This window comes from Caloranaerobacter azorensis DSM 13643, assembly GCF_900129995.1.
Taxonomy (GTDB): domain Bacteria; phylum Bacillota; class Clostridia; order Tissierellales; family Thermohalobacteraceae; genus Caloranaerobacter; species Caloranaerobacter azorensis.
In genome coordinates, this window is the sequence record NZ_FQXO01000054.1 from 1 (window position 1) to 15,392 (window position 15,392).

12 protein-coding genes and 2 tRNA genes are annotated in these 15,392 nt (G+C 29.4%); 4 read left to right on the forward strand and 10 right to left on the reverse strand.

Translation table 11 applies throughout. From position 1 onward, the window contains the following. Positions 1-317 precede the first annotated feature (317 nt). The 6 genes from yycI to BUB51_RS08870 form a co-directional block, all read right to left on the reverse strand. Positions 318-1,154 carry a two-component system regulatory protein YycI gene (gene yycI / locus BUB51_RS08845; protein WP_073197162.1) on the reverse strand — a complete coding sequence of 279 codons (837 nt, stop codon included), beginning with the start codon at positions 1,152-1,154 and terminating at the stop codon, positions 318-320. Between the two features lie 24 nt (positions 1,155-1,178). Then, positions 1,179-2,603 carry a two-component system activity regulator YycH gene (gene yycH, locus BUB51_RS08850; protein WP_073197164.1) on the reverse strand — a complete coding sequence of 475 codons (1,425 nt, stop codon included), beginning with the start codon at positions 2,601-2,603 and terminating at the stop codon, positions 1,179-1,181. 6 nt (positions 2,604-2,609) lie between these two features. Beyond that, positions 2,610-3,290, reverse strand: a complete 681-nt coding sequence (locus BUB51_RS08855; RefSeq protein ID WP_073197165.1) for a hypothetical protein — start codon at positions 3,288-3,290, stop codon at positions 2,610-2,612. 90 nt (positions 3,291-3,380) lie between these two features. Beyond that, positions 3,381-5,177, reverse strand: coding sequence for a sensor histidine kinase (locus BUB51_RS08860; protein WP_073197166.1), 1,797 nt, complete (start codon positions 5,175-5,177; stop codon positions 3,381-3,383). Positions 5,178-5,179: 2 nt separating this feature from the next. Then, the gene (gene yycF / locus BUB51_RS08865) at positions 5,180-5,869 is read right to left on the reverse strand and encodes a response regulator YycF (protein ID WP_035161563.1); all 690 of its coding nucleotides are present in this window, start codon (positions 5,867-5,869) and stop codon (positions 5,180-5,182) included. A gap of 293 nt (positions 5,870-6,162) precedes the next feature. Then, on the reverse strand, positions 6,163-6,984 hold the full coding sequence (locus BUB51_RS08870) for a peptidase MA family metallohydrolase (protein ID WP_073197167.1): 822 nt from the start codon (positions 6,982-6,984) through the stop codon (positions 6,163-6,165). A gap of 167 nt (positions 6,985-7,151) precedes the next feature. On the opposite strand from BUB51_RS08870, the gene BUB51_RS08875 reads away from it, so the two are divergent. Beyond that, positions 7,152-8,429, forward strand: a complete 1,278-nt coding sequence (locus tag BUB51_RS08875; protein WP_242945576.1) for a S8 family peptidase — start codon at positions 7,152-7,154, stop codon at positions 8,427-8,429. A 23-nt stretch (positions 8,430-8,452) separates the two neighbouring features. Here the strand turns inward: BUB51_RS08875 and BUB51_RS08880 are convergent, their stop codons facing one another. Next, positions 8,453-9,877 carry a peptidoglycan DD-metalloendopeptidase family protein gene (locus tag BUB51_RS08880; protein ID WP_073197168.1) on the reverse strand — a complete coding sequence of 475 codons (1,425 nt, stop codon included), beginning with the start codon at positions 9,875-9,877 and terminating at the stop codon, positions 8,453-8,455. A 143-nt stretch (positions 9,878-10,020) separates the two neighbouring features. After that, positions 10,021-11,496, reverse strand: a complete 1,476-nt coding sequence (locus tag BUB51_RS08885) for a M1 family metallopeptidase (RefSeq protein ID WP_073197169.1) — start codon at positions 11,494-11,496, stop codon at positions 10,021-10,023. A gap of 212 nt (positions 11,497-11,708) precedes the next feature. Between BUB51_RS08885 and BUB51_RS08890 the strand changes: the two genes are divergently transcribed. From BUB51_RS08890 to BUB51_RS08900, 3 genes are read left to right on the forward strand one after another with little or no spacing between them, the layout of a single operon-like run. Next, a complete protein-coding gene (locus tag BUB51_RS08890; protein ID WP_073197170.1) occupies positions 11,709-12,779 on the forward strand; it encodes a DnaD domain-containing protein in 1,071 nt (356 codons plus the stop codon). A 24-nt stretch (positions 12,780-12,803) separates the two neighbouring features. Then, positions 12,804-13,790 (forward strand): ATP-binding protein, encoded by a 987-nt coding sequence (locus BUB51_RS08895; RefSeq protein ID WP_073197172.1) that lies wholly within the window; start codon positions 12,804-12,806, stop codon positions 13,788-13,790. 29 nt (positions 13,791-13,819) lie between these two features. After that, complete coding sequence (locus BUB51_RS08900; protein WP_073197174.1) at positions 13,820-15,019, forward strand: MFS transporter; 1,200 nt, start codon at positions 13,820-13,822, stop codon at positions 15,017-15,019. Positions 15,020-15,080: 61 nt separating this feature from the next. Here BUB51_RS08900 and BUB51_RS08905 read toward each other — a convergent pair. Both BUB51_RS08905 and BUB51_RS08910 read right to left on the reverse strand, forming a co-directional pair. After that, positions 15,081-15,156, reverse strand: a tRNA-Thr gene (locus BUB51_RS08905). 110 nt (positions 15,157-15,266) lie between these two features. Continuing rightward, a tRNA-Asp gene (locus BUB51_RS08910) sits at positions 15,267-15,343 on the reverse strand. Between the last annotated feature and the right edge of the window lie 49 nt (positions 15,344-15,392).

Here is a 15,392-nt window from a genome sequence, read left to right on the forward strand (position 1 = left end):
TCCCGGGGTAAGCGTAACCACTTTCCTCCCATATATCCGCCACATTTACTGCATAAACCTTCGGACCGTTTTGGGCTTTGTTTTGTTTTGCAAACTCACCCGATTTATACAGCCTCGAATGTGGTTCGTGTACCTCGGACCAGGATTTTGCCTCCGGCTTCCTTCAGATTCCACCTCGCGATGGACACCCTTGCCTTTAGCTAGTGGTTGGCACGGTCAACCCCCACAGTGGACTTTCACCACCTAGTTGTTACGCATGCCCGGCACACAAAAAAAATAGAAGAAAAAATTTCTTCTATTCTTGAAATATAAATTATTCAGTCTATAAATACTAAAGTACCATCACTAAACTTTACTCGCCATGCTGGTCCTGCTTGACCTTTTAATGTTTTCTTTAAATCTCCTGCCCCATGTTTTACTGGATCAAAATAATAACATAAATTTATCTCTACTATAGTTTTTCCATAAACATCTTCCATCGTAAGCAGTCTTAGAAGAGATTCAGGGGCAGAGCTTATCGTTACCTTACGTTCATTTGTTTTCACAAAATCAAACCAAAGCCTCTCGAATCTCTTAATTCCCGTATTATCTATTTCAAATATCATATAACTTTTTTCTAACAGCATATCTTTACTCTTTTTGGTATATCTTAAAAAGTAGCTCTTCCCATTAAAACTATAGTCTGTTAACTCATAATCATCTTTAGTAAAATCATTATTTTTAATAAAATTCTCTGCAATCGAAACTACTATGTTCTTATCAAGTTCATCATAAATTTTAATAGAAGAATTATTTTTGTATATTATTTTTTTGTTATCTATTATCTGTAACGTTTTATTTCCATTTCTATATAATATTTCTCCATCAACAACATCTTTACTATAATTACCTAATAACTTTTCTGCCAGTCTTTCAGGATTTTGTATTTCATATTCTATAGTCAATAGAGGTAAAGAAGGAACAGCCTTTGGTATATCTGTCTCAATCTTTATACCCTTCTGCAAAAGAAGTTTTTTTACTTCCCTTGTAAATTCTTCCTTCACGGTAAGATAGACACTATCATCCCTTTTATTATCAACGAGCACATATACTAAAATTAAATTTGTAATTAAAAATGCTATTATCAATATATTTATGGCCTTTGACCAATCCATTTATGTTCACCATCCAAAAATTAGCTATTCCGTTAACCCCCCATTGACAAACTTTCCATCATGCATATCAAAAATATAAGTAATTCCATCTACATCAATTACCCATACCCCTATTAATTTCTGTTTATATTTTTTATCACAATAATCGAAATATCCCAACTTAATATCATCTATAAAAGATAAAATCATAAAATTATCAATCTCTTCCATCTTTAAATTGTTTTTCTTTGCCAAATCTGCCTTAATCATAGACAAATTAATTTCTATAACCTTTTCCGGTGGTAGAACTTCATCTTTAGAAAACTTTTTATACTCGACTTGACTTATATTTCTTATATACCTTCTATAGCTTTTTACATTTTTATTGAAAACTTCTATTTCTATAGGACTATTAAATTTATTTTTATCAGAATAAATTGTCAAGTTGTTAATTCTATATTCAAATCTAAATCTATATCCTTTATTCCCTTTATATTCTATTTCTTCAATAGAAGAGAGATATGCTTCTTCAGGCCATCCTAAATGTTTTGTAATAAAATCTACTGCCTTATTTAGACTAATAAAAAGGTTCCTCTCTGTTACATTTTCATCTAGAGTATTAAAGTATTCAATTAATCCATTCTTTGAAATTTTCAGCCCTTTTTGTCCATATAAAAAAATAACAGAACCATCGGTCTCAACTATCTTTCTGGCATATTCTAAATCCTCTCCGAAAAAATTCTTTGCTACAGACCCCATAGATAAATAGTTTCCGGTATTTATTTCATTATTAACATAAACATAAGGAATTATATAACTTAGACTTGATGTATTAATAGGTATATAGACATCCTTATTTATACCCCACATTCGAATTGAATAATACTCAAGCACATTTTCTCTTTCTATTTTATCCAATGTATTTATTAAAATACTGGTATCAACTTTGATATTATATATTTTTATATGATTAGTTCCATTACTGAGTACTATATAAGGATTTACTCCTAAATAAATATAGATATTCCGTACATTTTCTATACTACTATAAATTGAACTTGAAAGTTTACAATCCAATATTTTCAACAACATATATGTTGGTATATCATCAGCGAAAAATAAATTTATAGACTTCTTAACATCATTCTTAATAATCTCCGTTTCGTCTATCTCCTTATAACTTAAATCTTCATTTTGGAAAATTCCTTTCAGATAAGACCTAATTTTTAACCACAAGTCATCTCTACTACCCGAATATAATATAGTATAACTGCCGCCAAAGTTAATTAGATATTTTTCAGGAGATATCACATCAGACAGAATATAATTATACCTAATTCCTCTGTCTTTATCTCTACTTAAATAAGGCCCAAAAGAAAATGGAATCTGTACCCATAACTGCTGTGTTAAAAAAATACTAACTAAAACTAAAGATACTAGCAAAAAAGTCTTCGCTCTATCTTTTTGCATCTAAAATCATCTCCAAAGCTCTGTGCTAGTATCTTGATTATTTGATGAATCTATCATCTTTTTAATAGTTTCAGAAAAATTCATATTTTCAAGTTTGTCAATATACTCTTTAACCTTCTCTATATCAGTGACATACACATATTTAGTTATAATCTCTGTCTCTTCATCTTCATCATCAATAACATATATATTTATTTTGTTTTTCCCTTGTTTAAGTTCTAGTTCCTTAGCAAATACACCCAACTCTCCTACTTCCAATACTTCTTTTGACTCAAGTGTATATGTATCCTCTGATTCTTTTGTTTCTTTTGTCTGTACTTCTTCTGTTGCTTCTGTGTTTTCTATCTCTTTTACTTCTTCTATATCGCTGTCATTTTTCTCATTGCCATCATTTTTTGTTGATGATATATCAACATCAAAGTCAACATCAAGTAAACCAGTAGAAGAATATACTTCTATTATTATCTTGAGACCCTTTTTGGCTCTTCCAGAGAGCAAAACAATATTATCAGTAGTAATCAGATTATCTTCTGGATAGATTACATTAATAATACTCCCTTCTTCAGCCTTTTCAACATTTGTATTGCTATTTTTTATTTCAACATCATCTCCAGCCGAGTAACCAACTGTTCCATAAGTACATATTATCGCTATTATTAACGTCCCTGTTAACACCTTCCTAAACATGTTTATTCCTCCTTAAAGGTACAAATAATACTTCAGTATAATTATATAACAATATTATTACAGATATATTACAACGTTATTAAAATTGAATTACACCCCCACAACAGGTAAAATAATGTCTACTTCCGTACCGACATTATACTTACTTCTTATCTTTATATCTCCATTATGAGCTTCTACTATCTGCTTTGCTATCGAAAGACCTAGTCCTGTACCACCCAAAGCTCTAGACCTTGCCTTATCTACTCTATAAAACCTTTCAAATATCCTATCCAAATCTTTTTCCGGAATACCAATTCCATTATCTTTAACAGTAATAACTACATTATCATTCTCCATTTTCACAGAAATATCTATTTTACCTTTTTCAGGAGTATACTTAATAGCATTACTAACTATATTTAGTATTACCTGTAATATACCATCTTTGTCAGCAAAAATTTCTGTAATATTTTCCTCTATTTGAACATTTATACTTTGTCTTTTTTCTTTCGCAAATATCTCTGTTCTTTTTAAAGTTTCTTCTATAAGCTCTTTTACAGAAATTTTCGTCATATTCCATTTGGTCTGTTTAAAATCAAGATTTGAAAGCTGCAATAGGTCTCTTACTATCCTAGCCATTCTATCACATTCATTATTTATTACTTTTAAAAATTGCATAGAATATTGTGTATCATCGATTGCACCTTCAAGAAGAGTTTCTGTATAACTTTTGATAGTTGTTATCGGTGTTTTTAACTCATGAGATACATTAGCAACGAATTCTTTTCTCATATTTTCTAATTTTTGCTGTTCAGTTATATCCTGCAAAACTACTATGAGTCCGCCATAATCACCGTTTTCATTTTTAAATGGTGCAAATTTAGCTCTATATATTACTGAATTATATTCAATAACTTCACTGCCTTCCCATTTATCAATTTTTTGAATATATTCTAACGTCAATTTTTCGTTTAACGGTCTTACTAAATCATCATATCTTTTTTTACTTAACTCATCATAAGATAATCCAAATAAGTCTAAAACTATCGGATTTGCATGTATAATTTCTCCATCTTTATTTACTGCTATCACACCATCGGCCATATATGTAAAAATAGTATCCATCTTACTCTTTTCACTATATACCTCAGATATCGTTTCTTTAAGTTTTTTAGTCAAATAGTTAAACATATTAGCAAGTTGTCCAATTTCATCATCTGATTTAACCTCAACAAATTGATCAAAATCGCCTTTAGCCATCTTTTCGGCTTTTATTGTAACATCATTTATCGGTCCTGTTATGCTTCTCGCAATAAAAAAACCCAGAAAAACTGTAATTAATAGGGCTAATAACGTTGCCTGGGTTAAAATAATTTTAGATTCATCTATAGTAGCATAAACATCTTTTAAATCCGATACAAGATATATAATACCTTTAACCTCCCCTACTTTATTAAATACAGGGTAAGCTAAATGTTTTTCTTTTACATTTACTCTATCAAAATTAGAAATAATAGCATCTACTTTTTGTCCATCTAAAGCAGATAATATTAAAGCCGAATTTAACAGTTTGCACTCAAAAGCTTTCCTGCCCTGAAATTTTCTATTATTACTTGCCAATATCTCTGGTATTTGTGAATTACTTAATATATATAAAGTTTCAGTAGTTTTTAAAGGCCATTTTGAAATAGTTGTCTGTATACTTTCCCTTGATTTTTCCCAATTATCCTGTTGTATTGCAGAAGATCTCACGATTTCCTCAATACGATACTCCATATCATCAGAAACCTGTTTAAGTTGATGTTTCTCTAAATTCTCTATAATAAATACTCCTACTATGACCATTGCCATAAATACTAATAGAAAATAGATAGTTATAAATTTCCATCTAACACTTTTAAACATTATTACGCCCTCCTGAAGTAATACCCAACACCTCTTTTAGTGAGGACATACTTAGGATTACTAGAATCATCCTCAACTTTTTCTCTCAACCTTCTTACAGTAACATCTACCGTTCTTATATCTCCATAATATTCGTAACCCCAAACTTCTTCAAGCAATTGTTCTCTTGAAAATACTTGTCCAGATTTTGTAGCTAAAAACTTAAGTAATTCAAATTCTCTTAATGTTAACTCTATAATCTTATTATTCTTTTTAACTTCATATCTATTTAAATCTATGATTAAATCTTCACAAACTATTACTTCTCCATTAAAATTGCCATTTGACATATCTGCCCTTCTTAAATTAGCTTTAACTCTGGCTATAAGTTCTCTCATACTAAAAGGCTTTGTTATGTAATCATCAGCTCCAAGTTCTAATCCTAATACCTTGTCCACCTCTTCTTCCTTTGCAGTCAACATCAATACAGGAGTCTTGAGTTTATGTCTTATTTCTTTAAGTACCTGAAAACCATCTTTTTTAGGGAGCATTACATCTAACAAAATCAAATCTGGCTCTAAATTAAATGCCTTAAATACAGCTTCTTCACCGTCATATGCTAGCTCAACATGAAATCCTTCTTTCTCTATGTTAAACTTTAATATTTCAGCAATAGGTTTTTCATCATCTACAACTAATATTTTTTTACTCATCAATCATCACCCCAAATATTATAGTCTATGAAAAAATCAATTCCCAGACAGAATTATTTTATTATAATTCTATATTAAAATCAGTTTATCCTTCAAATATCATTCTAATATATGTATTTTTTGTCAACACAATACGACATTATTATTCCAATTAGGACAAAAGTCCTGTAGAATTTTGTCTAATTATATAATATAATTTATATTAGAATATGTAAAATATAAAATATGGTAGTATTTTATTCTCCATCCCCCATAATTTCTAAAATGAAGTCAACCAAATGGTTGACTTCATTTTATTCTATCTCATATAAATTTGTTTTCAGCACTGCTTTAGTAGAACTTTTCAAATTATTCCCTTCCCCTAATGTTACTAATATATCTTTTAGTTTCTCAAATCCCCATACATCAGAAATCTTTTTAATAACTTCAAAAGATTTTCTGTATGCAATATATTGGTCCAGTTCAGAAAAATTTTTATCTAAACTTTTTATATCTATTCCGTCTACATGTTCGATATCTTTTCCCCATTCAAATCCCGTCAATTTATATTCAATATAAAGCGCTATCCCTTCTGTAAGCCACATTGGGTAATTCCCATGAGTAATTTTGTCAACTATAAGATGAGTAAATTCATGGACAATAGGTCCTTCTTTTTCATAAATAATGTTAAAATCTTCAACATCATTTATCCATAGGCTAGGAGATAATATGTTAATCACTCCACTATAATAAACCCCCATTGGATACGTCTGTTTATTTAAACGTGTATTTTTCAATAATTCATCTCCATCATTGTATATTATTATAATGCTCTTTTCTTTAGGATAATAATTAAACATATCACAAACTGCATTATAATATTTTTCAGCTACTTCGCCTGTTAAATATGCTATTTTATCATTTTTCCCATCAAATCTTATAATAAAATGTCTAGTTTCTAATGTATCATAATCCTTTATATTAGTCAGTATCCTTTTCTTCTCTACATTATTAATTAAAGTACTGACAGACCTCTGTAGATATCCAATAAATTTCAAATTAGTAATAGAAATAAATATAAAAACAAATATTATAACAATCAATAATCTTAAAACATTTTTTATATGCTTTTTCATTCTATCGTTCCCCCTTTCCTTAAGATATGTATATGAGGGAACGTAGATATTATATCATGTTATTATGTAAACTTCATTAGTAATTTTTGTTTTTATATATGCAAATCTTAAAAGTATAACCTTTTAGCCTTCTTATGCATAAATTAAATCATAGGAAGGTGAGATGCATGAGAAGGCAGAGAAAATATAAAATCGATCCCATAGTAAGTGCTAAACTCAATTCAAAATCTAAAGAAGAAATTCCTGTTATTATTAGAGCTAAAAATGGTAATTTTAGTAGGCTTAGCAACATCGTACTAGGTATGTCAAGTAAAGTTAAACGTTCTCTTCCTCTAGTAGGTGGAATAGCTTGCAGCTTAAATATCGAAACTATAAGCAGATTAGCAAGAGACCCGAATATCGAATATATAAGCTTTGATTCTAAAGTTTTTGCCTTATTAGACATTGCAACATCTTCTATAAAAAGTAAATTTGCTCATGAATTAGGATACACAGGTAAAGGAATAACCGTTGCTGTAATTGATACAGGTGTTGCACCACATAATGACCTTACAAAACCAAAAAACAGAATTATAAGTTTTAAAGATTTTGTAAATAACAAAACCTCACCATATGACGACAATGGCCACGGCACACATGTTTCAGGTATAATAGCTTCAAATGGATATTCATCAAAAGGTAAATATGCAGGTATAGCCCCAGAATGTAATATTTTAGGAGTGAAAGCATTAGACAGTTCTGGAAGCGGCAGTACATCAGATATAGTCGCAGCAATAGAATGGGTAATAAAAACTAAAAATGTATACAATACCAAAATAATAAATTTGTCATTAGGCAGTCCACCTACAAATCCATACTATGAAGACCCTCTTGTAAAGGCCGTAGAAGAAGCTGTCAAGTCTGGTTTAACTGTTGTTGTTGCTGCTGGTAATAGTGGACCTGCTAAAGAAACAATATTATCTCCGGGTAATTCTAAAAAAGTAATTACAGTTGGAGCAGTAGATGATAATAAAACTCCTGAATTGAGCGATGATTTTATTGCACCTTTCTCAAGCAGAGGACCTACAAAAGAAGGGTTTAAAAAGCCAGATGTTGTAGCTCCGGGAGTCGATATCATGTCATTATCAAACAGCAATCTTAGCAGCTATACCTCATTAAGCGGTACTTCTATGGCAACCCCTATGGTATCAGGAGCCTGCGCCTTATTATACAGTAAACATGGATATCTTAGTCCAAACCAAGTTAAAACAATGATTATGAAGTCATGTGTAGATTTAAAAGATACCTATAATAATCAAGGAAGTGGCGTAATCAATCTAGAAAAATTATTTAAAGAAAAGCCTATGGAAGATATTCCCGAAGAAAAACCATATACAGAAAATTTATTCGGTGACAACTTTATTGCCATTGTATTATTGTTCTTGCTTTTAAGTAGAAGAATTTAAATAAGCTCAGTCAAAAGACTGAGCTATCTATATTTTTTGCCTAAATATTTATACGGATTTACTGGTTTGTCATATTTACGAACTTCAAAATGCAGATGAGGACCTGTACTTCTACCCGTGTTACCAACAGCTGCTATTACCTTCCCTTTATAAACTTTCTGTCCTTTCTTGACATAAATCTTACTACAATGAGCATATCTAGTTTTAAATCCTCCACCATGATCTATCTCAACCATATAGCCATATGAACCTTTCCAACCTGCAAAAGTAACTATTCCACCATCTGCCGCTTTAATAGGCGTTCCAACTCTCGCTGCTAAATCTATACCTTCATGCATCCTTCCCCATCTCATACCAAATCCTGAAGTCAAAGTTCCTCTCGTAGGTGTTATAAATACGCCTGTTGCTTTTAGCGGAGGTATTTCTTTAGTCCCCTTAATAATAATTTGAGTTACTGGATTAGAAATAACAGTTTCCTTTAAAATCTCCTTTTTGGCTTCAATTCCATTATGTTTTTCTACTTTAGCTATAATTTCTTTTTTCCCATATGCGCCTCTTCTTTTTATTATCGCTTGATCCTTATACATTTTAGAACTATATTCGTATTTTATATCAAAATCAATCTTTTCAATATATTTCTTTTCCTCATAAGTAGCTACCGTTAGATACGGTTTAGGTACTATTAAACTCAATTCATCTCCCGGATGAATAAGTTTAGGATTTTTATCAGGATTTGCTTTAACCAAATCATTTACAGTCAAATTATACTTATGTGCTATCGTCCAAAAATTCTCACCCTTTTTTACAATGTGAGTCTTAACTTCATCTGTTCCCTTTTGTATATAATTTAATACTTTATCAAAATCCTCTACTTTAGATAAAGGCACTTCTTTTTTAACTATTTTGACGTTTTCAACAAATTTCACATCCTCTATCGAAGAATTCTTTGCATTTACTGAATTTATATAAGGCTCTTTAACCTTATCTAACACTTTTTTGGCTAAATCTTCTGTCTTAAGAATACCCAATATCTTTCCGTCTACTTCAATAGCATATGCAGATACATCAAATTCAATGTTATTCTTTAAATTTCTCTTAATATCTTCTTTATTTGTCAACTCACTATCTTCAGCATGAGTAGATTCATATTCAAACTCATCTTCAATAGTAACTTCGATTCCATAATCTGTAGTTAATTCATCTTTAAGAGCAGTTGCAACATCACTAACAATCTCCTTGTTTCTAACAGTCCCTATGTAATTGCCATTATAAGTAACCTTAAAAGCCCTTGTATATATTTCTTTTCTATATCCAGCAAATGCAAACCCGACTACTAAAATGCTTATTATCACAATAAACATAACCTTTTTATTGAATTTTCCGCTATTGTTCTCTATATTCAATTTCTTAATAAGTTCATTAACTTTCTTAAAGTACGAGCCATTCATTCTAAAGCTCCTTCCCAAAAAGTTTCTTGTAACACAATTGTAATATAAACTCAAATTAAATTATATCATATATTGTAAATTTTACAAGGAATAATCTAATAGCATGTCTATAATTATTTTATTCTTCTAATTAATTTTATATTCTATCTAATAGATAACTGCTTCATAATAGTTTCATCGTTCTTTAATTTTAATACTTCTCTACATATTTCAATAAAGTCTTCAGTTTTTGCATTTTTAAACTTATTTCTTTCAAAATAAAGTTTTAAAATATTAAAGAATTTTTCATCTCCAATTTTTCTTCTAAACTCATTTAAACTTATCGCACCTTTCTGATATACCAAAGCCGAATATTCTCTCCATGAATTAAAATTTTTCAAGCTCTTATTTATAGACTTATTTATAAAACTATAGTCCTCATACTTATTAAAACGATTAATAACCATCTGATTAAATACCTTATTCTTAACTTCTTGACCATACTTTTTTTCGTAATATAAAATCGTTGAATATTCAGTTAAACTTTCATCTAACCACGGTTCGTCAATTTGATCATTTCCAACAACACCGTACCACCATTGATGAGCCGTTTCATGTACAATAATATATTCCAATATATCTAACTGTCCATATGAATATATGTCTTTATCTATCATAACCACATTCGGATATTCCATACCTCCGATATAAAAATCGCTTGCTACAACCTCAAATTCCTCATAAGGATATTCCCCAAATAAATCATTAAATACTTTAATTGAATCTACTGCATATTGTAAAGCTTCTTTCTTATATGCATCATCAAAACAATAAGAAACTACCCTGATATTATCAACCCAAGCCTCTTGTTTTTTAAATTTATTACTTAAAATAATAGCAAAATCTCTGACATTATCGGCTTTTATATAATATTTCATCCTATCATTTAATCTTTTTTTATCTATAATTACGCCTGTACTAACCGGAAAATAATCTGATGGTACAATAAATTCTACTCTATAATTACTAATATCACTGTAAAACGGATCACCTAATTTATAATAAGGATCTAAATTCCACCCATCTTCATCATAAACAGCTAAAATAGGATACCAGTTTGTTATATTAAAAGTATATTTGTCATATCCAAATCTACCTCTAGAATTTGGTATTTTTACTCTACCCTGTATCTGGACAGTAATTTGAGCACCGTTTTCAAGCCATTTCTCAAGTTCAATCATAAGTATTGTATGATCTCGCCCTATAATATTATATTTTGACTTTCTATTATCTACTGTTACCTTTTTTATATCAATATATCCTGAATCAAATCCATTTGGATAAGCTTCATAAAAATCTTCTTCAAAATATGGTGCTGTTTTTGCTGTTTTAAAGGCATTCGGATATATATGAAAATATATCTTTTTGAGCTTTTTCCCCGTGTTATTTATATAATTCACTTTTTCATCAACATAAATTACCTTATTTACAGGATCAAATTCTGCTTTAATAAAATATCTGTTTAATGTTTTATAGTTTGCATTAAATGTAAATTGGACATCATCTCTAATAAATGTATATGTTACAATTGGAGTTATTGTTATTATGAGAAGCAATAAAATTTTAAAAATAGTTTTCATTTTATTTCACTTACCTTTCATTTTTGAATTTATTACTAAAATATATTAATAAACAATTAGAAAATATAACTTGATATAAATTTATACAGACATTGTGTTATAATAGTAAAACAAAACTTTGGTTTAAATAGATTAAGGAACAATTTATTGAAATCCACAGATAGAAGTTATATTATTAAACTGATAAAATTATCTTATGGTAGGTGAGCATATTGTCTTTTTATAAAGAGATTACCGATATAGATTTAGGTGATACCCCAATTGAAAATATTTTTATTAACGATTTCATGCCAATGGCTAATGGTACGTATGTCAAAGTATATTTATTAGGATATAAATATGCTAATGATAAAGATTCCAATATTGAACTTACTAATGAAACTATTGCAAAACATCTAAATATACCATTATCAGATGTATTGAAAGCTTGGGACTTTTGGGAAGAAAAAGGTATAATCAAAAAGCATCCTAAAGAAGATGATCAGTACAACTATACTGTCGAATTTTTAAATTTAAAACAGTTATACATTAATAATAATTATAAACCGATAACGACTAACTCCACTAAATATACTGAAAACACCTACTACTCCTGTTCCGTAAACGACTTAATCGAAGCAAATAAAAATACTACAATCCAAGATATGTTCTACTCGATAAATCAAATAATCAGACGTCCATTAGTCCCTAACGAAAAGAAAAAAATTCTTGAATGGATATACAACTACAATATGGAGCCTCAAATAATCGTTAAAGCCTTCTTCTATTCAGTAGAAAGAAAAAACAAGAAAAATGTTAATTATGTAGAGGGGATAATAAGAAACTGGTATGATATGAATATTACTAATTCAAAAGCTTTAGAACAATATTTAGAAACTAAAGATAAGAGATTCCAAATTTACGAAAGAATAATGAAAGCTCTAGGTTTTAATTTTAGACTTCCTAGTGAAGCAGAAAAAAAAGTAATAGACAAATGGTTTGATGAATGGAAATTCGATTTAGATATCGTATTAAAGGCCTGCGAAAATACTAAGAAAACATCAAATCCAAGCATAAATTATATAGACGGCATACTTTCATCTTGGTACAGCAAAGGAATTAGAAATGTCAATGAAATTGAAGAAAAGGATAAGCAAAAAATTAATCGAAAATCTACAACCCAAAATAAAGTTACAACTAAATTCCACAATTTCGAACAAAGAACTTCCAAATATACTTCGGATGAACTAGATAAGATTGTAAGAAAAATTTTTGAAAAGAAAACTAAAAATAAAAATATTTAATTTCCTTATTTAAGGAGGATATTTATGGATAATAGTATAATTAACGAGATTTTAAGGGAATACGAAAAAAAAAGAGATAAGGCATTATATGAACAAAAATTAAGGCAAAATGAGGTCTATTCAAAAATTCCCAAATTAAAAGAGATAGATAAACAAATTTCTAAAACAGGGCTAATGATATCCAAAGCGATTATAAATAATCCCGAAAATTATAACGATAAAATAAAAGAAGTAAAGAATAAATTAGAAGAATTAAAACGTGAAAAAGCAATATTACTCACTGAAAATAACATCCCTCTAGAATACATGAACATAAATTATGAATGTAACAAATGTAAAGACACAGGATTTTTGGAAGATGGCAGTAAATGTTCTTGTTTTAAACAAGCTCTTATTAATAGAGCTTACAAGATGTCTAACCTTGAACATATACTTCATAAAGAGAATTTCCAGACTTTTAACATTAACATTTTCAGCGATAAACCTTTTGAAGATGAAAAGATGACACCAAGAGAAAACATGCAGAACATATTAAGTATTTGTGAAGGATTTGTATTTAATTTTGATGAAGATAATGAAGAAAATCTATTGTTCTATGGAACGACTGGATTAGGTAAGACTTTTATGTGCAACTGCATTGCTAAAGCTCTATTAGATAAAGGGAAAATAGTAATATATCAGACGGCTTTTAAAATACTTGAAATAATAGAAGAATATAGATTTAGAAGAAATTCAGGCAAAGAGCAGTATAAATTAGATTATGAGCTTTTATTTGATGCAGATTTGCTAATAATTGATGATTTAGGTACTGAACTAGTAAACACCTTTACTAATACCGAAATATTTAACATAGTAAACTCAAGGTTAATAAAAGGGAATAAAACTATAATATCTACGAATCTTTCACCTATGGAAATATCTAACACTTATACAGATAGGATTTTTTCCAGAATTCTAAGCAAATTTACTCCAATTAGATTTTTTGGCCCTGATTTGAGATGGGAATCTTAATAAAACTAATAATTTTAAAAGGTGAAAATATGAATAAAAATAGGAATGTTGTTTTTTTCATATCATCACAGGTGATTTCTGATATAGGAAATTGGATAGATAGAATTGCTGTTTTAACATTAGTATACAATATCAATAAATCACCTGTAGATATGTCATTTCTATCTGTTATGATGTTATTACCTTCGATAATATTCGGAGCTTTTGTTGGAAAAATAGTTGATATTCACAGCAAAAAAAGGATTTTAATTTTAGGAGATTTCATAAGAGCTATTTTGGTTTTTATAATACCTTTTTTTAAAGAATATGTATTTTCTATAATTTTGGCTATATCTTCTGTTTCTATATTTTATGACACAGCTAGAAGCAGTATGTTACCAGAGTTAGTCGAAAAAAAAGAATTAAAGCAAATAAACAGTTTAAGTAGTTCATTTAGTTCATTAATGATGGTAATAGGTCCATCATTAGCAGGTGTTATCATTTCTAGGTTTAAAATAGAGTATTGTTTTTATATCGACTCTTTAACATTTCTAATATCAATGATTATGGTTTATATGATTAAATCAAGTAAATGTGAAATACAAGAAATTGCAAAACTTCATCAAACAGATAAAATTTCATTTGTTAAAGGATTAGAATATATAAAAAGCAACAATATTATTTATAATGTATTAGTAATAAATACAATAGTTGGACTAGCTGCTGGTATGTTAAATGCACTACTAATTATGTATGTTTATGAATTTTTAAAAACAGGTTCACAGGGCTATGGCACAATTCTTACATTTAAAGGATTAGCTATGATTTTAACTTCATTAGTTTTATACAAATACTTAAAAAATGTACCTACTGATATTACTTTTAAAGCAGGTTTAATAGGTTTAGGATTTTCAATTACTATATTCCCACTAAACACACTCTTTACTTTAGCAGTTATAATACAATTTCTAAATGGAATATTTAATGCATTATTTGCTATTTCAAGAACCACAATCATGCAGCAAAACTGTGATAAACAATATCTCGGTAGAACCTTTAGTCTGAATACAATATTAACAAATATATCATCAATTATTTCTTTAGCTTTTGGCGGCTTTGCAGCAAAAATTTTTGGCGTTCGAACTGTATTGGTAGGAGGCGGCCTTTTAATATTAATCAGCGGATTAGTATCTATAAATAAAATATATTCAAGACCTATAGGTATGACAAGTGAATCTAGTGAAAAATAAATTAGTTATAAGCATAAGAAAAAGGAAGCATAAGATTTTATCTTATGCTTCCTTTTTCTTATGGAGCTGGCGATAGGAATCGAACCCACAACCTGCTGATTACAAGTCAGCTGCTCTACCAGTTGAGCTACGCCAGCACAAACTCACCTTGTGAGAATTTAAAATGTAAAATGTAAAATTGAAAAAGAAACTTCCAATTTTACATTTTAAATTTTTAATTTTCAATCTCTTGCATAAGCAAGATAAGTGGCGACCCGGAAGGGACTCGAACCCTCGACCTCCAGCGTGACAGGCTGGCATTCTAACCAACTGAACTACCGGGCCGTGGTGGGCGCGACAGGGCTCGAACCTGTGACCTCCTGCTTGTAAGGCA

Coding starts and splice junctions, on each gene's coding strand:
- yycI (WP_073197162.1), bottom strand. CDS start 1,154: ATGGATTGGTCAAAGGCCATAAATATATTGATAATAGCATTTTTAATT.
- yycH (WP_073197164.1), bottom strand. CDS start 2,603: ATGCAAAAAGATAGAGCGAAGACTTTTTTGCTAGTATCTTTAGTTTTA.
- BUB51_RS08855 (WP_073197165.1), bottom strand. CDS start 3,290: ATGTTTAGGAAGGTGTTAACAGGGACGTTAATAATAGCGATAATATGT.
- BUB51_RS08860 (WP_073197166.1), bottom strand. CDS start 5,177: ATGTTTAAAAGTGTTAGATGGAAATTTATAACTATCTATTTTCTATTA.
- yycF (WP_035161563.1), bottom strand. CDS start 5,869: ATGAGTAAAAAAATATTAGTTGTAGATGATGAAAAACCTATTGCTGAA.
- BUB51_RS08870 (WP_073197167.1), bottom strand. CDS start 6,984: ATGAAAAAGCATATAAAAAATGTTTTAAGATTATTGATTGTTATAATA.
- BUB51_RS08875 (WP_242945576.1), top strand. CDS start 7,152: ATGAGAAGGCAGAGAAAATATAAAATCGATCCCATAGTAAGTGCTAAA.
- BUB51_RS08880 (WP_073197168.1), bottom strand. CDS start 9,877: ATGAATGGCTCGTACTTTAAGAAAGTTAATGAACTTATTAAGAAATTG.
- BUB51_RS08885 (WP_073197169.1), bottom strand. CDS start 11,496: ATGAAAACTATTTTTAAAATTTTATTGCTTCTCATAATAACAATAACT.
- BUB51_RS08895 (WP_073197172.1), top strand. CDS start 12,804: ATGGATAATAGTATAATTAACGAGATTTTAAGGGAATACGAAAAAAAA.
- BUB51_RS08900 (WP_073197174.1), top strand. CDS start 13,820: ATGAATAAAAATAGGAATGTTGTTTTTTTCATATCATCACAGGTGATT.